Source organism: Bradyrhizobium sp. MI1.4 (genome assembly GCF_055811315.1).
This window is the reverse complement of record NZ_JBVVPP010000011.1, coordinates 179,573-199,369: the sequence shown is the minus strand read 5'-3', so window position 1 is coordinate 199,369 and position 19,797 is coordinate 179,573. Positions and strand designations below refer to the sequence as shown.

The window sequence follows — 19,797 nt, the reverse complement described above, 5'->3', positions numbered from 1 at the left end:
AATTCCATGCTGGCGCGTCTGTCGATCCGTGACATCGTCCTGATCGAACGGCTCGATATCGAATTCGCACCGGGCCTCGCGGTTTTGACCGGCGAGACCGGTGCGGGCAAATCCATCCTGCTCGATGCCTTTGCGTTGGCGCTCGGCGGCCGCGGCGATGCCGGCCTCGTGCGGCATGGGGCGGAGCAGGGGCAGGTCACTGCCGTATTCGATATCCCAAAAAACCATCCCGCGGCCAAAATCCTCGCGGAGAACGGGCTGGACGATACCGGCGAGATGATTCTCCGCCGGGTCCAGCTCGCCGACGGCCGCACCCGCGCCTTCATCAACGACCAGGCGATCAGCGTGCAGACGCTGAAGGGGGTCGGGGCCGCTCTGGTCGAGATCCATGGCCAGCACGACGAGCGCGCGCTGGTCGATGCCGCCACCCACCGCCGCCTGCTCGACGCCTTCGCCGGTCTCGAAAAGGACGTCTCGGCGGTCGAGGCGCTCTGGGACGCACGCCGCACCGCCAACACCGCGCTGGAGGAGCATCGCGCCGGCATGGAGCGCGCCGCGCGCGAAGCCGATTACCTCCGCCACGCCTCCGACGAATTGAAGCAGCTCGCGCCCAAGGACGGCGAGGAGACTTTGCTGGCCTCCCGTCGGACCACGATGATGCAGGGCGAGAAGATCGCCTCCGACCTGCGCGAGGCGCAGGAGGCGGTCGGCGGCCACCATTCGCCGGTCGCCTCGCTGTCGGCGGCCGTGCGGCGGCTGGAGCGTCGCGGCGTCAACTCGCCGGCGCTGGTCGAACCCGCGGTGAGGGCGATCGACATCGCCATCAACGCGCTGGAGGAAGCCGACCAGCATCTTCAGGCGGCGCTTGCCGCAACCGATTTTGATCCCTCGGAGCTCGAACGCATCGAGGAGCGCCTGTTCGCGTTGCGCGCCGCCTCGCGCAAATATTCGACGCCGGTCGACGGGCTCGCCGCGCTGGCCGCAAGATACGCCGCCGATGTCGTTCTGATCGATGCCGGCGCCTCACGGCTGAAGAAGCTGGAGCAGGCCGCGATCGAGGCCGATGCGCGCTATGCGGCGGCTGCGAAGAAGCTGTCGATGGCGCGGCAGAAATCGGCGGAGAAGCTCAACAAGGCCGTCAATGCCGAGCTCGCGCCGCTCAAGCTCGAGCGCGCAAAGTTCATGACCCAGGTCGAGACCGACGAGGCAGCTCCGGGCCCGCAAGGGTTCGACCGCGTCGAGTTCTGGGTGCAGACCAACCCGGGCACCAAGCCGGGGCCGCTGATGAAGGTCGCCTCCGGCGGCGAGCTGTCGCGTTTCCTGCTGGCGCTGAAGGTCGTGCTGTCCGACCGCGGTTCGGCGCCGACCCTGGTCTTCGACGAGATCGACACCGGCGTCGGCGGCGCGGTCGCGGACGCGATCGGCGGGCGGCTGGCGCGGCTCGCCGGCAAGGTCCAGGTGATGGCCGTCACCCACGCCCCGCAGGTCGCCGCTCGTGCCGACCAGCATTTGCTGATCTCAAAGGACGCACTGGACAAGGGCAAGCGCGTTGCGACCCGCGTCAATGCGCTTGCCGCCGACCACCGCCGCGAGGAGATCGCGCGGATGCTCGCCGGCGCCGAGATCACCGCCGAGGCGAGGGCTGCCGCGGACCGTCTGCTCAAGGCGGCGACGGCTTGATTTCGTGTCCCGGACGCGCGCAACCGCCGGGGCCCTAAACGTTAAGTGCGGGGTACGAAACTGTAACCGCCTTTACCCTCCCGCCCGCTCCATCGTATCCAAGCACCATGGCCAGAGCAGCAAAATCGAAACCAACACCGCTTCGCGACGTCGCCGACCTCACCAAGGCGCAGGCCAAGGTCGAGCACATGCGGCTCGCGCTCGAGATCGAGGGGCATAACGAACGCTACTACCAGGACGACGCGCCCACCGTCACCGACGCCGAGTATGACGCGCTACGCCAGCGCTTCAACGCGATCGAGAAGCGCTTTCCGGAATTCGTCAGCGCGGACTCTCCGTCGCAGAAAGTCGGTGCTGCACCATCAGGCCGCTTCAAGAAGGTGCGGCATGCCGTCCCCATGCTGTCGCTCGACAACGCCTTTGCGGAAGAGGATCTGCGCGACTTCGTCGGCCGCATCGTGCGCTTCCTGAAGCTCGACGACGACAAGATCGATTTCTCGGCCGAGCCGAAGATCGACGGCCTCTCGATGTCGCTGCGCTACGAGGGCGGTGAACTCGTCACCGCGGCGACTCGCGGCGACGGCGCGGTCGGCGAGGACGTCACCGCCAACATCCGCACGCTCGAGGACGTGCCGAAGAGGCTGAAGGGCCGCAACGTCCCCGACATCTGCGAGGTGCGCGGCGAGGTCTACATGACCAAGAAGGCCTTCCTCGCGCTCAACGAACGGCAGAAGGCGGAAGGCATCACCATCTTCGCCAATCCGCGCAACTCGGCCGCGGGCTCGCTCCGGCAGAAGGATCCGACCATCACCGCCTCGCGCCCCCTCGGCTTCTTCGCCTATGCCTGGGGTGAGATGAGCGCGATGCCGGAGGCCACGCAGAGCGGCATGATCGGCTGGTTCGAGCGCTGCGGATTCAAGACCAACCCGCTGACCAGGCTCTGTCACTCCGTCGAGGAGCTGCTGGCGTTTCATCATGCAATCGAGGAGCAGCGCGCAAAGCTCGACTACGACATCGACGGCGTCGTCTACAAGGTCGATCGCATCGACTGGCAGGAACGGCTCGGCTTCGTCTCGCGCACGCCGCGCTGGGGCATTGCCCACAAATTCCCGGCCGAACGCGCCACGACGGTGTTGCGCGACATCGAGATCCAGGTCGGCCGCACCGGCTCATTCACGCCGGTCGGCAAGCTCGAACCGGTCGGCGTCGGCGGCGTGATCGTGCAGAACGTCACGCTGCACAACGAGGACTACATCAAGGGTATCGGCAATAAGGGCGAAGTGCTGCGCGAGGGCCGCGACATCAGGATCGGCGACACCGTCGTGATCCAGCGCGCCGGCGACGTCATCCCGCAGGTGGTCGACGTCGTCCTCGACAAGCGGCCGAAGGCTGCCAGGGAATTCCAGTTTCCGAAGAAGTGCCCGTGCCCGTTGCACACCGATGTCACGCGCGAGGAGACGGCGGCGGGCGAAGAGGGCTCACGCGCTCGCTGCACCGGCGAGTTCGCCTGCCCCTATCAGAAGATCGAGCATCTGAAGCTGTTCGTGTCGCGGCGCGCCTTCGACATCGACGGTCTTGGCGAGAAGCAGCTCCAGTACTTCTTCGACGAAGGTTTTGTGAAGGAGCCAGCCGACATCTTCACGCTGGAAAAGCGCAACGCAAAGCTCAAGCTGGAGGACATCGAGGGTTACGGCGCAACCTCGGTGCGCAATCTGTTCGGCGCGATCGAGAGCCGTCGCAAGATCGCGCTGGAGCGTTTTATCTACGCGCTCGGCATGCGCCATATCGGCGAGACCACGGCGCTGGCGCTGGCCCGCGGCTACGGCTCCTGGGACGCCTTCCACGATGCCAGCCTGAAGGTCGCCAAGGGCGGCGAGGAGGCGATGGCCGAGATGGACGCGCTCGACCAGATCGGCGAGACCGTGATCAAGAGCATCGCCGATTATTTCGGCGAGAGCCACAATCGCGGCATCGTCGAGCGGCTCACCAGGGAGGTCGAGATCATCGACGCGGAGAAGCCGAAGAGCAACTCCGCCGTCGCCGGCAAGACCGTGGTGTTCACGGGCTCGCTGGAGAAGATGACGCGCGACGAGGCCAAGGCCACCGCTGAGCGGTTAGGCGCAAAAGTGTCCGGCTCGGTGTCCAAGAAAACCGATCTCGTCGTCGCAGGCCCCGGCGCAGGTTCGAAGCTCGCGGAGGCCAACAAGCATGGCGTCAAGGTGCTGACCGAGGACGAGTGGCTGCAGCTGATCGGGGAGTGACTCTTCCCTTCTCCCCTTGTGGGAGAAGGTGGCGCGTAGCGCCGGATGAGGGGTTCTATTCTCGAGTTCAAGCTTTGAGAGGGGACCCGCGCGGAGAGAGACCCCTCATCCGGCGCGCTACGCGCGCCACCTTCTCCCACAAGGGGAGAAGGAAGAAGGCCTCACCGCGCCCGATCACATCATCCCGCTCTCTTCCTCTTCCGCCTGCTCGATCAGCGTCTCGCTCATCATGACCTCGCGGCGGGGGACGACGAAGATCATCGTGCAGGCGCAGAGCAGGGAGATCGCCAGTACCGCGGCGGTGAGCGGCAGCGTGGTCGCGGAATGGCCGCCGAGATAGGCGCCGAATTGCGACATCAGCGCGCCGATGCCTTGCTGGAGAAAGCCCATCGCACCTGATGCGGTGCCGGCGGCCTCGGGACGGATGCTGATCGCGCCGGCGGCCGAGTTCGCCATCACGAAGGCATTGCCGACCATCACGATCATCTGCGTGCCGAACAGCCAGGCGGGCGCCTCGTTCCAGCCGGTGAAGCTCCAGAGCAGGTTCAACAGGCTGCCGCAAAGCTGAAGCGCGAGGCCGAACCAGATCAACTTCTCCAGCGAGTGCCTGGGCGCGAAGCGCACGCAGAGCAGATTGCCGACGAGATAGGCAAAACCCGTCGTCGCGAACCACGCGCCGTATTCGGCGCTGGTCCTGCCCATCTGCGTCACCACGATATAGGGGCCGCCGCCGGCGAAGGTGAAGATGATCTGCGAGGCCAGCACCTGGCACATCACGTAGCCGACGAAGGCGCGGTTGCGGATCAGGATGCCGACATCGCCGCGAAAGCCGCTGCCGGCGGCGCGATCTCGGCGCGTCTCGGGCAGCGCGAATGCGATGCCGACGGCGACAATGATCGCGGCGACGGTGATGGCGTAGAAGATCGCGCGCCAGCCGAACGCTGTCTCGATCAGGCCGCCGCTGAGCGGAGAGACCATCTGCCCGATCATCAGCGCCGCGACCACGAGGCTGATCATCGAGGCGACGCGGTCGCGCTCGTAGATGTCGCGGATGATGGCGCGGCTCACCACCATGCCCGCGGCGCCGCCCAACGCCTGGAAAAAGCGCGCGGCGATCAGCTGCGGCAGGGTTTCCGCGAAGATGCAGGCGGCGCTGGCGACCACCATCAGCGCCAGTCCTCCGAGCAGCACCGGTCGCCGCCTGAAACGGTCCGACAGCGGGCCCATGATGAGTTGCGACAGCGCGATGCCGACCATGTACAGCGACACCGTCATCTGCGCGACCGAGATGTCGCTGCCAAAGGTCGTCGCCAGCACCGGCAGCGCCGGAACCAGCATGTAAAGCGAGATCGGCGCGATGCCGGTCATGACGACGAGCAGCAGCAACACCACGCGCGAGGTCGCGAGGTTCTTCGCCGTGTCCGGCGGCTGGCTGATCATGCCGTGCATGCGTGTCCGTCTCGTAGAAATTCGAATCGGACTGTAGCGCGCTCGCGCAAGACGCATATCGGCGTTTCGGAATGCGGCTATACGGATTCCGGGACGGTTATGATGAGGGCGCCATAGCGCCGATTGGGCGCGTTGCTCGCGTCAAAAAGTCGGTGTCATCGCCGGCTTGACCGGGCGATCCAGTACGCCGCGCTTCTTCGCATGCGTTTCCTGTCTCTGGAATACTGGATTCCCCGCCTGCCGCCTTCGCTAAAGCTTCGGCGCCCCTAGACCTCACCCCGGCGAAGCCTTGGCGTAGCCGGGTCGCGGGGCATGACAGCTGTGGTGGAGAAGCAGCCTTGCGCAAAGCGCGTGGAGCCATGCGGCTTTGCGACGACGCGCTTACGCCTTCAACTCCGCCGTGGCCTGGTCCAGCCAGGCCTTGGTCGTCTCGTCCAGCGCCGGCCGCACCTCGGCCCTGACGCGCGCGTGGTAGGCGTTGAGCCAGTCGAGCTCGTCCTTGCTGAGCATGCCGACATCGATCAGCCGGCGGTCGATCGGCGCCAGGGTCAGCGTCTCGAAAGCGTTCATCGATTTTTCCGCGCCCTTGATATCGGCTTCGACCACCAGTTCGAGGTTCTCGATGCGGATGCCGAAACCGTCTGTCTTGTAGTAGCCGGGCTCGTTGGACAGGATCATGCCGCGCTTCAGCGGCGTAGTGCCGAGCTTCGAGATTCGCGCCGGCCCCTCATGCACGCTCAGATAGCTGCCGACGCCGTGGCCGGTGCCATGCTCGAAATCGACGCCGGCGGCCCAGAGATATTGCCGTGCGAGTGTGTCGAGCTGCGCGCCGGTGGCGCCGTCGGGAAAGATCGCCCGCGCAATCGCGATGTGGCCGCGCAGCACACGCGTGAAGCGGTCGCGCATCTCGTCGGTCGGCTCGCCCACGGCCATGGTGCGGGTGACGTCGGTGGTGCCGTCTTCGTATTGTGCACCTGAATCGATCAGCAGCAGATCGCCGGGGACGATCCGCCGGTTGCTCTTGCGGGTGACGCGGTAGTGCACGATCGCGCCATTCGGGCCGGTGCCCGATATGGTCGGGAACGACACATCTTTGAGCGCGCCGGTGTCGCGGCGGAATGTCTCCAGCGCCTCGACCGCGTCGATCTCGGTGAGCTTGCCGCTTGCCGCCTCGCGGTCGATGAAGGCGAGGAAGCGTGCCAGCGCCACGGCGTCGCGCCGGTGCGCCGATTGCGTGCCCTTGATCTCGGTCGTGTTCTTGACCGCCTTGAGCAGGGCGATCGGATCGCTGCCGCGGACCGGCTTGCCGCCGGCGCCCGTGATCAGCCGGCTGAGGGCGTCGGCCGCGGTCGCATTGTCGAGCGCGATCGATCCACCGCTCTTGGCGAGCGCCATCAGCGTCGGCGCCATCGCATCGGGCTCGCGCACGTCGGCGGACTGCTCGAGATGGTCGCGGGTCAGATTTGAGAGCTTGCGGTGATCGATGAAGATGGTGGGACGGCTGTCCTTCGGCACCAGCGCATAGGACAGCGGCAGCGGCGTATGCGCGACGTCGGCGCCGCGGATGTTGAAGGTCCAGGCCACGGCATGGCTGTCGGACAGCACCAACGCATCGACGCCGAGCTTGCCGATCTCGCTCCTGATCTGCGTCAGCTTCTCGGCTTCAGTCACGCCGGCATGTTGCATTCCGTGCACCGTGACCGGCGCAATCGGCGGCTGTGGCCGGTCTTGCCAGATCGCATCGACCGGATTGCTGTCGACGGCGACCAGTTCGGCACCGGCCTTGGTGCAGGCGGCGGCCAAACGCTCGGCTGCTGCAAAAGTGTGCAGCCACGGATCAAATCCTAGGCGGTCGCCGGCCTTCAGGTGTGCCGACATCCAGCTTTCCGGCGGGGGATCGATCAGAGATTCCACGGCCCAGGCCCTTGAATCGACCTGCTTGGCCGCTTGGATCGTGTAGCGGCCGTCGACGAAGACCGCGGCCTCGTGCGTCAGCACCACCGCCAGTCCCGCCGAGCCCGTAAAACCGGTCAGCCAGGCGAGACGTTCTTCGGACGGCGGCACGTACTCATTCTGCTGCTGATCGGCGCGTGGAATCACGAAACCGGTCAGCTTGCGGCGGGCGAGTTCTTCACGGAGCGCGGCCAGCCGGGCTGTCAATGCGACGCCGGCCTCGGGCTCCTCGAATGTCTGGAAATGCGCTTCGAACATGGTGGATCACTTTAGGATCATGCGGATCAGTCCGCAATGTAGACGCATTTGAGGTCGCATCTGGCATGGACTGTGCTTGAACAAGTTCCATTCGAATTGAGTGGAGTACAGGATGCGGCAGTTGCGCTTCGTCCGGATAACAGGGAAATTCGAGCAAGTTGTTCATCTCAACGACGAGGGGACACTCGATGCCAGCGTTCACGTTTGAGAAGATTACGCCGCCGGTGCGCCGCGCTCCGGCTGCGGCGACACCGAAGAAACCGCGCGGCCTGATCAGCCAGATGATCGAGCGTTTCGCCGAACGCCGCGCGAGGCGTGCCTCGCAGGCCGAGCGCGCGATGCGCCGGGACGACAAGGCGGCAAAGTAGCGGCATCTACGGCAACACCCGTACTCACCCCATCTTCCGCAGCAACACGCTGCTCCATCCTTCGATCCGCAAGTGCTTCAGAGGCACGAGGCCGCGCGCGCGGTAGGCGGCGATCACGGCGGGGACCTGGGGCGTCAACAGGCCGGAGAGGATGACGCGCCCGCCAGGGGCGAGGTGTCGCGTCATCGGGCCCGCCAATTGCCGTAACGGATTGGCAAGGATGTTGGCCAGCACCAGGTCGAACGGGCCGCATCTGCCGAAATCAGCTGCAGCGAAGCCGGTGGCGCGGATCACGCGCACATGGTGACCCACCTCGTTCAACAAGGCGTTCTCGGCTGCCACCTTGACCGAGGCCGGGTCGATGTCGGAGGCTAGCACCGCGCGATGCAGCGCCTTTGCCGCCGCAATTCCCAGTACGCCGGTTCCGGTGCCGAGGTCGAGCACGCGGCCGGGCCGGGTGCGTTTCAGGACATGGTCAAGCAGGAGTAAACAGCCGCGTGTGGTGCCGTGATGGCCAGTGCCGAAGGCGAGAGCCGCCTCGATCTCGATGGCGAGCTTGTTTGGCGCCACGCGGTCGCGGTCATGGTTGCCGTGGACGACGAAGCGCCCGGCCGGCACCGGGACGAGATCTTCCAGGCTCGACTTGACCCAGTCCCTGGCTTCGACGGTGTCGAAGGCCAGCGTGTCCGCGATCTCATTTCCTGCTGATGTTGCAACGAGTTCGCGCAGCCACGCCCGGTCCGGTGCGTGCGCGAAATGCAGCGCGACGTCCCACTGTCCGTTCGGCTGCTCGAAGGCGGCGACCGCCGCATCGTCTTCGAAGAAAACCTCGGTGAGGACGTCGACGATGCGCTTGGCAGCGATCTCGCTGCCGATCGAAAAACTGGCGCGATGGGTGGGGGCAGGCTGCATCTCAGGGTTCCGTCCGGTTCAATTTTTGGAACTTTTGTTCCCGATTTTTCTAATAACTTGCATTTATGAGGTTAACCCGACCGCAGGTTGTGCCACGTAGAATTGCGGGTGTTGGGCAACCCACACAGCTTGAAATGGAAAAGGAGGCGAGACTTGAAGCGCATGATTTTGAAATTCTGGACCGACGATTCAGGTGCAACCGCAATCGAGTACGGCCTGATCGCAGCCGGCATCGCGCTGGCGATCATCACCGTCGTGAACGGACTGGGCACCACCATGAACGACAAGTTCACTTCGATTAGCAGCTCCTTAAAGTAATTTCCGCCTCCCATTTCCCGGCGGGGCAATTCTCCATAGCACTGCTTTCGAGCCGCGCCCGCCGGGGGAATTGCCCCCTGGCGGGCGAAGTCGTTTTGGGGAGAGGTTTTCACAGAATGCCCACAGGCTACCCGCTGGTTTGTCCGGACTTTGTCCACGGATTATCCCGCCGCTCATTCCCGGATTTTCCACCGATTTGTAGCAGGCTTTGAAGGGGCATAACCCACCGCCCTTTCACAGCTTTGCCAACAGTCTGTCCACAGCCCATCCACAGGCTTATCCACGGCTTCCGAACAACGACCGGTGATCCCTCAGGATTGCCTGGGCGGCGTTGTGGCCAGGCGCGCCGGTGACGCCGCCGCCGGGGTGGGCGCCGGAGCCGCAATGATAGAGGCCCTTCACGGGCCCGCGATAATCGGCGTGGCCCAGCATCGGCCGCGCCGAAAACAGCTGGTTCAGCGTCAGCGCGCCGTGGAAGATGTCGCCGCCGAGAAGGCCGAACTGCCGTTCGAGGTCGAGCGGTGACAGGATCTGGCGGCCGAGCACGCTTGTCGCAAAACCCGGCGCGTATTTGTCCACCGTCGCGATCATGAGGTCGGCAACCTCGTCGCGATGGTCGTCCCACGACTTCCCATCGGGAAGCTCCGGCGCGACGTGCTGGCAGAACAGGCTTGCGACGTGGTGTCCTGCGGGCGCGAGCGTGTCGTCGAGCGTCGAGGGGATCAGCATTTCCACGACCGGCTCCCGGCTCCAGCCGTGCGCGCGGGCATCGAAAAAGGCGCGGTCCATGTAGCCGAGATCAGGGGCCAGGATAATGCCGGAGGTGAGATGATCGCCGTCGCCCGGCAGCGCCGTGAAGGAGGGCAGGCGGTCCAGCGCCACGTTCATGCGGAAGGTGCCGGAGCCGTTCTTCCAGTGCCGGATGCGGGCGAGGAAGTCTTGGGGAAGCGCATCGGCGGCGACCAGCCGCGTGTAGAGCAGTTTCGGATTGACGTTGGCTGCGACATATTTCGCGCGGATGGTCGTACCGTTCTCCAGCGCCACGCCGACCGCGCGATCGCGCTCGACGATGACCTCGCGCACGCCTGCATCGGTGTCGATCACAACGCCGCGGTCGCGTGCGGCGCGCGCCATGGCCTGCGTGATCGCACCCATGCCGCCGATGGCGTGACCCCAGACGCCCTTCTTGCCGTTCACCTCGCCGAAGGCGTGATGCAGCATCACATAGGCCGAGCCCGCGGCGTAGGGGCTGGCATAATTGCCGACGATGGCATCGAAGCCGAACAGCGCCTTGACCAGATCATGCTCGAAACGTTCGTCCAGCATCTCGCCGGCCGAGCGGGTGAAGAGATCGAGCAGGCTGCGGCTCTGCTCCAGCGACAGCCCGCGCAGGATGTTGGCGCTCTGGAATGCGTTCACGGCTTCGCGGATCGAGGCCGTGCCGAAACCATCGAGCAGGTTTGGCGGCGCGCGCAGCACGAATTGCCGAAGCACGTCGGCGATATCTTCCAGTTCGCGCGAAAACCCGTCGAGTGCATTTGCGTCATGCGGGCTCAGCCGGGCGACGGACGCCTGCGTCCGCCCCTCGCCGGTGAGAAGATAGCTGCCGTCGGGGGCGGGCAGAAAATTCTGCGCGCGCCGTTCGACGATGCGCAGGCCCTGTTCGGCCAGCTTCAAGTCACGGATCACCAGCGGATTGAGCAGGCTCACGGTGTAGGCCGCGACCGAATTGCGGAAGCCGGGATGAAATTCCTCCGTGACCGCGGCCCCGCCGACCACCTTGCGGCGCTCGACCACGCGCACGCGCAAGCCGGCCATCGCGAGATAGGCCGCGCAGGTGAGGCCGTTATGGCCAGCGCCGATGATGATGACGTCGGTTTCGATCATGAAGGGGTCAGCTGTTCCACGCCCATTCCGGGATGGTCTGAACGACCGGGCTCGGGACATCTGTATATCAAGCATTCCCCGCTGCAACATCACGAGACCCTTTATTGCCCGTTCAGGCGCCTTGTGCTCCATTGCGCGCGCCCGGCGCCCGCCGGGGCTGGAGCTTCCATGGATTCGATCGTGCAACCCGCCGCCACGGAGCAGCCGTCCTCGTCACGCAACCGGCTGCTGCTGACGGTCTACACCGCCGCGATCTTCGTCAGCGCGCTGTTGCTGTTCTCGGTGCAGCCGCTGTTCACGAAAATGGTCCTGCCGCGGCTCGGCGGCTCGCCGGCGGTGTGGTCGGTGGCGATGGTGTTCTTCCAGTCGCTGCTGCTGGCGGGCTACGCCTATGCGCATTTGTTGATGCAGGTGAGGAACCGCATCGTTCCGGTGGTGGTGCATCTCCTGCTGCTGATCACGGCGTTCGTCACGTTGCCGCTCGGCATCGCCTCGGCCTATGGCGATCCGCCCGCTTCGGGCTACGCGATCTGGCTGCTCGGTCTGTTCGTGATCTCGATCGGGCTGCCGTTCTTCGCGCTTGCCGCCAACAATCCGTTGCTGCAGGCCTGGTTCGTCCGCACCGGGCATCCTGCCGGACACGATCCCTATTTCCTCTATGCGTCCTCCAACATCGGCAGCTTCCTCGCCCTGCTGTCCTATCCGTTCCTGCTGGAGCCGATGTTCACGCTGCACACGCAGAACCGGCTCTGGACCGGCGGTTACGGCATTCTGATCGTCCTGATCGCCGCCTGCGGCGTGCTGCTGTTGCGCTCGCCGAAACTGGCCATGGTCGATGCGCGAACCGAGGATTTGAATGCGCCGGCGCCCGGTCTCATGACGCGGCTGCGCTGGATATTCCTCGCCGGAGTGCCGTCCGGCCTGCTCATCGCCGTCACCGCGCACATCTCGACCGATGTTGCGGCAGCGCCGCTGCTGTGGGTGCTGCCGCTGTCGCTGTATCTCCTGACCTGGGTGGTGGTGTTCCAGTCGCGGCCGTTACTGCCGCACAAATGGATGCTGATGCTCCAGCCGGTCGCGATCGCGGGCGTCGTCTTCCTGCTGGCGTTCGGCGGCGAACAGAACCTGCTGCTGACGCTCGGCGGTCATCAATTGTGCTTCTTCGTCATCGCGATGGCCTGCCACGGCGAATTGGCGCAAACCCGGCCGGCCGCCAAATATCTCACCGGATTCTATGTCGCGCTATCGTTCGGCGGCATGGTCGGCGGCCTGTTCGCAGGGCTCCTTGCGCCGTTCACATTCTCCTGGATCGCCGAATATCCGATCCTGGTTGCGCTTGCCGCGCTGTGCCGGCCGCCCGCGAACGAGCGGCTGGCGGGCATCGTCAAATGGTACTGGCTGGCGCTTGCCGCGCTCGCCGTCGTGCTCGTTGTGCCGTCCACCACGACGGGCGGGCTATCGACCTGGTTCGAGGATCACCGGGTCTGGATGGCCGGCGGCGTCGGCGTGCTCGCCGCGCTGCTGGCGCTGGCGGTCAACGCCGGCCGCTGGAAGATATTCGCCACCGTCGCGCTCGCGCTGGCGTTGATCCGGGTTTATCCGGCGGACGAAGGCCGCGTCACCACGGTGCGCAGCTTCTTCGGCGTGCACAAGATCGTGGTGACGCCCGGCGGCTATTTCCACGTGCTGATGCACGGCACCACGATTCACGGCGCCGAGCGCTTCCTCAACAATGACGGCACGCCGGTCACCGGCCGGCCGGAGCCGATCACCTACTATCACAAGGACGGCGGCATCGGTCAGGCCGTGACCGCGATGCGCGAGCGCAAGGGCGCGCCGCTGAAGGTCGCGGCGATCGGCGTCGGATCGGGCACGCTCGCCTGCGCCGCCGAGCCCGGCGAGAGCTGGACATTCTTCGAGATCGATCAGTCCATGGTCGACGCGGCAAGCGATCCGAAGAATTTCCGCTACATCTCGAGCTGCATGCCGGGCCTGAAGCCGGTGATCGGCGATGCCCGCCTCACCTTCGCGAAGGAGCCGGACGGTGCCTATGATCTCATCATCGTCGATGCCTATTCGTCGGATGCGATCCCGATCCATCTTGCGACCGAAGAGGCGATGAAGATCTACAAGGACAAGCTCGCTCCGCACGGCGCCGTGGTGATGCACGTCTCCAACCGCCACCTCGATCTCGAGACGGTCGTGGTCGGTATCGCCGATGCCAACGATCTCAAGAGCTGGGTCTACAACGAGGATTCCGGGCGCGATGGTGACTACATCTTCTCGACCGACGTCGTCATCTCCGCCCGCGAGGATGCCGACGTCGGCAGGCTCGCATCGTCGAAAACATGGGAGCAGACCGAAGCCGACGACCGGGTGCGGGTCTGGACCGACGATTACTCCAACATTTTGGGCGCGCTGTACCGGCGCTTGCGGGACGGGGAGTAGGGCCCGCTTCTACGGCTCCACCGGCGTCCCCGCGGGCAACGCGATTGCCTTCTCGCCCGCGACCTGCCGCAACAAATCGGGCCTGTCGGAGATGATCCCGTCGACGCCGATCTCGATCATGCGCGCCATGTCTTCGGGTTTGTTGACCGTCCAGACCACGACACGCAGCCCGAGCGCATGGGCCTCGGCGATCAGTGCCGCGGTCACATCGCCGAAATAGGGTGACCAGACCGCGCCGCCCGCAGCCTTGATGGTCCGCGGCAGCGACCCGCCGTGATCGGCCGGGCTGAAGCCCGCCGTCCAATTGGTCGCCTTGTCCAGCGCCACCGTCTGGCCCGAGCCGCGCTGGAGCGTCAGGTACACCGTCGGCATCTTTGGTGCCCGCTGCTGGACGAGCAGCAGGGTCCGCCAGTCGAACGACTGGATCATGACGCGGTCGGAGAATTTCTCGGCTTCGATCACGCCGAGCAGTTTGGTGACGAAAGATTGCGGATCGAGCGTCTCGTCCGGATGGTTCGGATCGATCTTGGTCTCGACGTTGAAGCGCACGCGCGTATTGCCGGATTTGCGCACCAGCGCGAACAGCTCGCTCAAGGTCGGAATACGGGTCCCGGGCATGGCGCGCTGGTCGGGGAATTGCTTTTCGTAAGGGCTGTCTGACCGGATCTGGCCGACGTCATAGGTCCTGACGTCGGCGAGCCGCAGTTTCACGAAGGGCGTGCCGGGAGGCGTGACGTAGGCGCCGTTCGCATCCCGCGTGATATCAGGATTGAGCCCGCGCTCATGCGAGACGACGACTTCGCCGTCGGCGGTGATGCCGACATCGAGCTCCAGCGTGTCCACGCCGATCGACAGCGCGTTGGCGAAGGCCGGAAGCGTGTTTTCCGGCAGCAGTGCCCGCCCGCCGCGATGGGCCTCGAGGTCGAAAGCCGAATCAAATGCCATGGCCGGTCCCGCAATGAGAAGTGACAGTACGGTCAAGATCGTCGCAGCACGTGACGGCATGGTGGCTCATGGGGCAAGGGGAAAGGGGCGATATTTCAACGCGTTTGGCGCGTCCGTCCTATTGTATAGGCTTTCCTGGCTGTTGAAACCTTGGGCGGCGGCTTGGGTTGCGGCCGCCGCGGGGGTATGTACTCATAGTCGGTGCCCTGGAATCCCGCCCGTGCAGCAGCAACGCGATCATCGAATTATCCGCAGCCGGCATTTTCGCCGGATGCAGCGCCGGCATTTCATGATCTTCGACGTTTTGCCCTTCGTCGGCACGCTGCTGGCGCTGGTCCTTCTGTTCTACCGCCCGATCGGCGCGATGGAGCTTGGCCTGTTCGTCGGCTTCTGGCTGGTCACCGGCCTCGGCCTTACCGTCGGCTATCACCGGCTCTTCACCCACCGCGCCTTCGCGACCTCCACGGCGATGAGTGCGATCCTGGTCGTGATGGGATCGATGGCCGGCCGCGGCCCCATGCTGTCCTGGGCGGCAATGCACCGCCGGCACCACGAATTGTCCGATCACGACGGCGATCTGCATTCGCCGCGGCTGCACGGCGAGGGCGCATTCGGCCGCCTGCGCGGCTTCCTGCACGCGCATTTGACCTGGATGATCGCGCACGATTATCCCAATGTTGCGCACTATGTCCCGGACCTGATGGCGGATCGCAGGCTGGTTGCCGTCAACAGCTACTATTACAGTTGGGTCGGTCTCGGCCTGGTGCTGCCGGCCGCGATCGGCGGCCTCGCCACCATGAGCCCGTGGGGCGCACTGACCGGCTTGCTCTGGGGCGGCGTGGTGCGCATGTTCGTGGTCGAGCAGACCATGTCGGCCATCAACTCCGTCATGCACAGCTTTGGCGCGCAGCCGTTCGTCACCCGCGACGACAACAGCCGCAATCTCGGCGTGGTGGCCTGGCTTGCCTGGGGCGAGGGCTGGCACAACAACCACCACGCCTTTCCCTATTCCGCGGCCTTCGGCTTGCGCTGGTTCGAGTTCGATCCGGGCTTTGTCTTCATCCGGGCGCTGGAAGCGCTGGGACTGGCCTGGGACGTCAAGGTGCCGAGCGAGGAGAAGATTGCGCGACGCATGCTGCGGCAGCCGGGTGACGCTGCGCCCGACCTCGAAACGGGCTGAGCATCATCCGCCGGCTCACGCCGGCGATGGCGCGGCTGTGAACCGATGCTGTTCAACGACTATCCCTTTCTCCTGGTCTTCCTGCCCGCGGCGCTGCTGATCTATCGCTTGGCCGATCCCTATCCGGGCTTGCGTATCGGCGTGCAGGTCGCGCTGTCGCTCGCCTTCTATGCCTGGGGCAGCCCGTCCTTCATCCTGCTCCTGATCGGCTCGATCGCGATCAACTGGCTCGCCTCGGTTGCCTATGGGCGCGTGAAATGGCCGGCGCTGCTGACGCTGGTGATCGGGCTCGATCTCGCGGTGCTGGCGCTGTTCAAATACGCCAACTTCGTTCTCGCTAATCTGGGTCTCGTGCTCGGTGCGACGCTGCCGGTGCTCGACGTCGGGCTGCCGCTCGGCATCTCCTTCTTCACCTTCCATCACATCATGTATCTGGTCGACCTGAAGCGCGGCAGGGCGCCGCTCTATGCGTTCGACCGCTATGCGCTCTACATCGCCTTCTTCCCGCAGGCGATCGCCGGCCCCCTGGCGCGCTGGTCGGAGGTGATGCATCAGTTCGGCAGGCAGGTCTACGTTCCGGGCTGGCAGCGTCAGTTCTGCATCGCCACCTGCTTCATCGCGATCGGCCTGTTCGAGAAAATCGTGATCGCCGACGGCCTCGCGCATCTGCTCGATCCCATCTACGCGCAGGCCGCGAACGGGCCGCTCGCGGGCGGTGACGCCTGGCTCGCCTTCTGCTTCTCCTTCCAGATCCTGTTCGATTTCTCCGGCTATTCCGACATCGCGATCGGCCTCGGCCTGCTGTTCGGCGTGCAGCTGCCGTACAATTTCGATGCGCCGCTGCGCTCGACCAATATCCAGGATTTCTGGCAGCGCTGGCACATCACCCTGATGCTGTTCCTGCGCGATTACGTGTTTTATCCGCTGGTCAATCTGCGCCTGCTGCCGCGGCGCTGGCTGCCGGTGCAGTTTTTCGGCGCGATGATGATCACGATGGCGCTGTGTGGCCTCTGGCACGGCGCGAGCTGGACCTTCGTGCTGTGGGGCGTGCTGCACGGGCTTGCGCTGGTCGCCTGCACGCTGTGGCGTCGCTATGGCCCGGAGTTCCCGTCATGGCTCGGCTGGGCGCTTACCGTGCTGTTCGTGCTCGCGACCGGCGTGATCTTTCGTGCGGGATCGGTGGAGGCGGCCTGGCATGTCTTCGCCGGACTGGCTTCGCCGCTCCCGCTCGAGCGCGGAAAGCATTTGTGGCCGCTAATCGCAGCGCCCCTGTTCGCCTTCCTGCTGCCGGCGAGCCAGGACATCGTGGCGGTGCTCACGCGCCGTCCCAATCCGTGGCTCGCGGGTCTGCTCGGTCTTGGGCTATTCGCATTGCTGCTTCACATGGGTGGTCGGGATCTCCATGAGTTCGTCTACTTCAAGTTCTGAGACCGACTCCGGCTGGGGCCGGAGCTTGCTTGCGTGTCTGGGCACGCTGATCGGGGCTGCGCTGCTGGTGCTCGCACTGATGGTGGCGGTCGATCCCTATGACAGCGGCAAGCTCGGCCTGCTCGGTATCGACGGCGTCGATAATCGTCTGACCCAGATCACGGCCGCGAGCCGCGCGCGGAATCCGGATTTCAATGCCGCGATCCTGGGCAATTCGACGGCGCAGATGGTCGAGCCGGCGGAATTGTCGCGCGCAACCGGCCTGCGGTTCGTGCAGCTCTACATGACCGGTGCATTTCCCCGCCAGGAGCTCGCAGTGCTGGACTTCTTCCTGCGGAATCACCGGGAGGTCGGCGCACTGGTGATCGTGACCGACCCTGGCTGGTGCACGCATGCACGGGCGAAGGAGGAGGGCGGCGTCCCGTTTCCCGACTGGCTCTATGACAGAAGCGTCGTCACCTACGCCGCACGGCTGATCTCCTGGCAGGCAATCGAGCACGCCTTTCAACGCATCAGTATCGGCCTTGGCCGGCGACCACGGATGAACCCTGACGGCTTTGTCAGCTACGAGGACATCTGGCCGCCGGGCCAATTCAAAGAAGTCGGCTGGCCCAGGGATCCGGCGCCGGCCTCGTCTGCCGAGATGCGGGCGACATTTCCCGAGATCGCTGCGCTGGCAGATATCGTCAGGGCATTGCCGGCCGATGTGCCCGTCGTCATCATCGTGCCGCCGACCTTGGCGACCACCGTGCCGAAGCCCGGTACGGAAGCCGCCCTGGAGCGCAGCGCCTGCGATGCCGCGCTGAAGAAAGTGGTCGCGGGCCGACCGCGCAGCAATTTCATCAGCCATCGCGTCGACAACGATCTCACGCGCGACCGCGCCAATTTTGCCGACTTCATCCACTATCGCCCAATCCTCGCGCGCAAGATCGAGCAGGGGATCGCCGTGAGCCTGCGCGATGGGGAGCGCGCGAAGATCGATTTCTGAGTGGTCTCAGCCGAGCTGCTCGAAATCGCCATCGAGCCAGAGCTTGCGCGCCAGCTTGCGCTGGATCTTGCCGCTGGTGGTCTTCGGCAGCGTGCCGGGCCTGATCAGCGCGATGTGGCGCGCGAAGAGTTCGTGGTTGTCGGCGACGGCCTCGCGAATTCGGCCCTTGATCGCTTCGGTGTCGATCGAGTGGCGCGCGGTGCGCTCGATTTCCTGGACGATGACGAGCATTTCTTCGCCGGTCTCGTCCGGCACCGAGAACGCCGCGCCGCAGTTTTCGCGCAAAGCTCCATCGAGCGATTGCACCGTGCGCTCCAGGTCCTGCGGATAATGGTTGATGCCACGGATGATGATGAGGTCCTTGATTCGTCCCGTGACGAACAATTCGCCTGTGACGTCGATGAAGCCGAGGTCGCCGGTGCGCAGCCACGCTCCGTCTTCGCCGGCAATCTGCGCATTGAGCCCCTCGCGCGTCGCCTCGTCGTTGCGCCAATAGGCGCGGGCAATATTGGCCCCACTCACCCATATCTCACCGACGCGATCCGGGGGCCGCGTGCGGTTGTCCGCGTCCACGATGGCGATCCGTTCGCCGGTGAGCGGGCGCCCGCAGCCGACGGCGACCTGTGTATCTTCGGCGTCGGAAGGCGCCTGCGCCGCATGCGCCTGCAGCGCCGTGCGGCTCACGCTGCGTGTGACATGACCGCCGCCACGGCGTCCGCCGGAAATCAGGAGCGTCGCTTCCGCCATTCCGTAGGCGGGATACATTGCGCGCGGATCGAAGCCGTGCGGCGCGAATGTCTGGGTGAACCGCTCGATGGTTTCCGCATGCACCGGTTCTGCGCCGTTCAGCGCGATCCTGAGCGAGGACAGATCGATGCCCTCCATCGGGTCGGCGCGATAGCGGCTGACGCAGAGGTCGAAGCCGAAATTCGGGCTGCACGCCACTTCCGCGCGATAATGCGCGATCGCGCGCAGCCAGCCGAGCGGCCGCTGCATGAACGCATTCGGCGCCATCAGCGCGCAGGTCGCGCCGACATAGAGCGCTTGCAGCGCGTTCAGGATCAGCCCCATGTCGTGATAGAGCGGCACCCAATTGACGTAAGTCGATTGCCGGGTGTTGCCGAGCGCGAGCCGGATCATCTCGAGATTAGCGAGCAGATTGGCGTGGCTCACCATCACGCCTTTGGGCGCGGACGTCGAGCCGGAGGTGTATTGCAGGAAGGCGATGTCGTCCGGCGCCGGCTCGGGTAGTTCGATTGTCTCACCTACGGCCGCGGCGAGATCGACCTCGATCCAGCGGATGTGCTCATGCGCGAAGCGTGCCCGCAAATCACCGCGGAGCGCGACGGCCGAATTGGTCAGCGCACCGGCGTGCAATTGGCGAGGATCGCGGCGCTGGCATCGCGCGCGCCGTTTCGCCGCGGCATCATCATCGGCACGGCGATGATGCCGGCCATCAGACAGCCGAAGAACGCCACTATGAATTCGATGCCGGGCGGAAACACCAGGATGGCGCGATCGCCGGGACGCGCGGCCACGGTCAGTCGCGACGCGAGCGCGCCCGCGGCATCGTGCAGCTGTCGAAAGCTGAGGACAGCGTCCTCCGTCCCGCGATCGGAGACGAAGACATAGGCGCGGTCGTCGGCCTGCTCCGCCGCACGCCAGGCCAGCAATGCCACGAGCGAGCGGAAGGTTTCCATGGGTTGCGCCGACTTCAACCGC

15 protein-coding genes are annotated in these 19,797 nt (G+C 65.2%); 8 read left to right on the top strand and 7 right to left on the bottom strand.

All coding sequences use genetic code 11. From position 1 onward, the window contains the following. Nucleotides 1-6: 6 nt before the first annotated feature. Entirely contained in the window at nucleotides 7-1,680 is a 1,674-nt protein-coding gene (gene recN / locus AC0L23_RS15960; RefSeq protein ID WP_085385407.1) for a DNA repair protein RecN, read from the top strand. A 107-nt stretch (nucleotides 1,681-1,787) separates the two neighbouring features. After that, entirely contained in the window at nucleotides 1,788-3,941 is a 2,154-nt protein-coding gene (ligA, locus tag AC0L23_RS15955; protein ID WP_085385408.1) for an NAD-dependent DNA ligase LigA, read from the top strand. 174 nt (nucleotides 3,942-4,115) lie between these two features. On the opposite strand, the gene AC0L23_RS15950 is transcribed toward ligA, so the two are convergent. Then, complete coding sequence (locus tag AC0L23_RS15950; RefSeq protein WP_085361400.1) at nucleotides 4,116-5,390, bottom strand: multidrug effflux MFS transporter; 1,275 nt, start codon at nucleotides 5,388-5,390, stop codon at nucleotides 4,116-4,118. 381 nt (nucleotides 5,391-5,771) lie between these two features. Continuing rightward, nucleotides 5,772-7,601: an aminopeptidase P family protein gene (locus tag AC0L23_RS15945; RefSeq protein ID WP_085361399.1), complete on the bottom strand. Its 1,830-nt coding sequence runs from the start codon at nucleotides 7,599-7,601 to the stop codon at nucleotides 5,772-5,774. Between the two features lie 188 nt (nucleotides 7,602-7,789). Between AC0L23_RS15945 and AC0L23_RS15940 the strand changes: the two genes are divergently transcribed. After that, complete coding sequence (locus tag AC0L23_RS15940) at nucleotides 7,790-7,969, top strand: hypothetical protein (protein ID WP_085385409.1); 180 nt, start codon at nucleotides 7,790-7,792, stop codon at nucleotides 7,967-7,969. 24 nt (nucleotides 7,970-7,993) lie between these two features. Here the strand turns inward: AC0L23_RS15940 and AC0L23_RS15935 are convergent, their stop codons facing one another. Further along, nucleotides 7,994-8,881, bottom strand: a complete 888-nt coding sequence (locus tag AC0L23_RS15935) for a 50S ribosomal protein L11 methyltransferase (RefSeq protein ID WP_085385410.1) — start codon at nucleotides 8,879-8,881, stop codon at nucleotides 7,994-7,996. 162 nt (nucleotides 8,882-9,043) lie between these two features. Here AC0L23_RS15935 and AC0L23_RS15930 point away from each other — a divergent pair, with 162 nt between their 5' ends. Further along, on the top strand, nucleotides 9,044-9,199 hold the full coding sequence (locus AC0L23_RS15930; protein ID WP_085395715.1) for a Flp family type IVb pilin: 156 nt from the start codon (nucleotides 9,044-9,046) through the stop codon (nucleotides 9,197-9,199). Between the two features lie 276 nt (nucleotides 9,200-9,475). On the opposite strand, the gene AC0L23_RS15925 is transcribed toward AC0L23_RS15930, so the two are convergent. Then, the gene (locus AC0L23_RS15925; RefSeq protein ID WP_085385411.1) at nucleotides 9,476-11,086 is read right to left on the bottom strand and encodes a phytoene desaturase family protein; all 1,611 of its coding nucleotides are present in this window, start codon (nucleotides 11,084-11,086) and stop codon (nucleotides 9,476-9,478) included. 168 nt (nucleotides 11,087-11,254) lie between these two features. Here AC0L23_RS15925 and AC0L23_RS15920 point away from each other — a divergent pair, with 168 nt between their 5' ends. Then, on the top strand, nucleotides 11,255-13,534 hold the full coding sequence (locus AC0L23_RS15920; RefSeq protein WP_473357108.1) for a spermidine synthase: 2,280 nt from the start codon (nucleotides 11,255-11,257) through the stop codon (nucleotides 13,532-13,534). A gap of 9 nt (nucleotides 13,535-13,543) precedes the next feature. Here the strand turns inward: AC0L23_RS15920 and AC0L23_RS15915 are convergent, their stop codons facing one another. After that, on the bottom strand, nucleotides 13,544-14,479 hold the full coding sequence (locus AC0L23_RS15915) for a glycerophosphodiester phosphodiesterase (protein ID WP_244561296.1): 936 nt from the start codon (nucleotides 14,477-14,479) through the stop codon (nucleotides 13,544-13,546). Between the two features lie 220 nt (nucleotides 14,480-14,699). Between AC0L23_RS15915 and AC0L23_RS15910 the strand changes: the two genes are divergently transcribed. Genes AC0L23_RS15910 through AC0L23_RS15900 form a run of 3 tightly spaced genes read left to right on the top strand, consistent with a single transcriptional unit; the run spans nucleotide 14,700 to nucleotide 18,075 of the window. Continuing rightward, nucleotides 14,700-15,659 carry an acyl-CoA desaturase gene (locus tag AC0L23_RS15910; protein ID WP_244561297.1) on the top strand — a complete coding sequence of 320 codons (960 nt, stop codon included), beginning with the start codon at nucleotides 14,700-14,702 and terminating at the stop codon, nucleotides 15,657-15,659. A 45-nt stretch (nucleotides 15,660-15,704) separates the two neighbouring features. Continuing rightward, nucleotides 15,705-17,087, top strand: coding sequence for an MBOAT family O-acyltransferase (locus AC0L23_RS15905; protein WP_085395657.1), 1,383 nt, complete (start codon nucleotides 15,705-15,707; stop codon nucleotides 17,085-17,087). A gap of 25 nt (nucleotides 17,088-17,112) precedes the next feature. Next, nucleotides 17,113-18,075 carry a hypothetical protein gene (locus AC0L23_RS15900; RefSeq protein WP_244561298.1) on the top strand — a complete coding sequence of 321 codons (963 nt, stop codon included), beginning with the start codon at nucleotides 17,113-17,115 and terminating at the stop codon, nucleotides 18,073-18,075. 6 nt (nucleotides 18,076-18,081) lie between these two features. On the opposite strand, the gene AC0L23_RS15895 is transcribed toward AC0L23_RS15900, so the two are convergent. Both AC0L23_RS15895 and AC0L23_RS15890 read right to left on the bottom strand, forming a co-directional pair. After that, nucleotides 18,082-19,452: a fatty acyl-AMP ligase gene (locus tag AC0L23_RS15895; RefSeq protein WP_473357107.1), complete on the bottom strand. Its 1,371-nt coding sequence runs from the start codon at nucleotides 19,450-19,452 to the stop codon at nucleotides 18,082-18,084. Beyond that, nucleotides 19,434-19,775, bottom strand: a complete 342-nt coding sequence (locus AC0L23_RS15890; protein WP_473357106.1) for an AMP-binding protein — start codon at nucleotides 19,773-19,775, stop codon at nucleotides 19,434-19,436. Before AC0L23_RS15890 ends, AC0L23_RS15895 begins: the two co-directional genes overlap by 19 nt. Nucleotides 19,776-19,797 lie beyond the last annotated feature (22 nt).

Bases quoted from the DNA above. Each gene is read 5' to 3' on its own strand.
- recN (WP_085385407.1), top strand. From the start codon at position 7: ATGCTGGCGCGTCTGTCGATCCGTGACATCGTCCTGATCGAACGGCTC.
- ligA (WP_085385408.1), top strand. From the start codon at position 1,788: ATGGCCAGAGCAGCAAAATCGAAACCAACACCGCTTCGCGACGTCGCC.
- AC0L23_RS15950 (WP_085361400.1), bottom strand. From the start codon at position 5,390: ATGCACGGCATGATCAGCCAGCCGCCGGACACGGCGAAGAACCTCGCG.
- AC0L23_RS15945 (WP_085361399.1), bottom strand. From the start codon at position 7,601: ATGTTCGAAGCGCATTTCCAGACATTCGAGGAGCCCGAGGCCGGCGTC.
- AC0L23_RS15940 (WP_085385409.1), top strand. From the start codon at position 7,790: ATGCCAGCGTTCACGTTTGAGAAGATTACGCCGCCGGTGCGCCGCGCT.
- AC0L23_RS15935 (WP_085385410.1), bottom strand. From the start codon at position 8,881: ATGCAGCCTGCCCCCACCCATCGCGCCAGTTTTTCGATCGGCAGCGAG.
- AC0L23_RS15930 (WP_085395715.1), top strand. From the start codon at position 9,044: ATGATTTTGAAATTCTGGACCGACGATTCAGGTGCAACCGCAATCGAG.
- AC0L23_RS15925 (WP_085385411.1), bottom strand. From the start codon at position 11,086: ATGATCGAAACCGACGTCATCATCATCGGCGCTGGCCATAACGGCCTC.
- AC0L23_RS15920 (WP_473357108.1), top strand. From the start codon at position 11,255: ATGGATTCGATCGTGCAACCCGCCGCCACGGAGCAGCCGTCCTCGTCA.
- AC0L23_RS15915 (WP_244561296.1), bottom strand. From the start codon at position 14,479: ATGGCATTTGATTCGGCTTTCGACCTCGAGGCCCATCGCGGCGGGCGG.
- AC0L23_RS15905 (WP_085395657.1), top strand. From the start codon at position 15,705: ATGCTGTTCAACGACTATCCCTTTCTCCTGGTCTTCCTGCCCGCGGCG.
- AC0L23_RS15890 (WP_473357106.1), bottom strand. From the start codon at position 19,775: ATGGAAACCTTCCGCTCGCTCGTGGCATTGCTGGCCTGGCGTGCGGCG.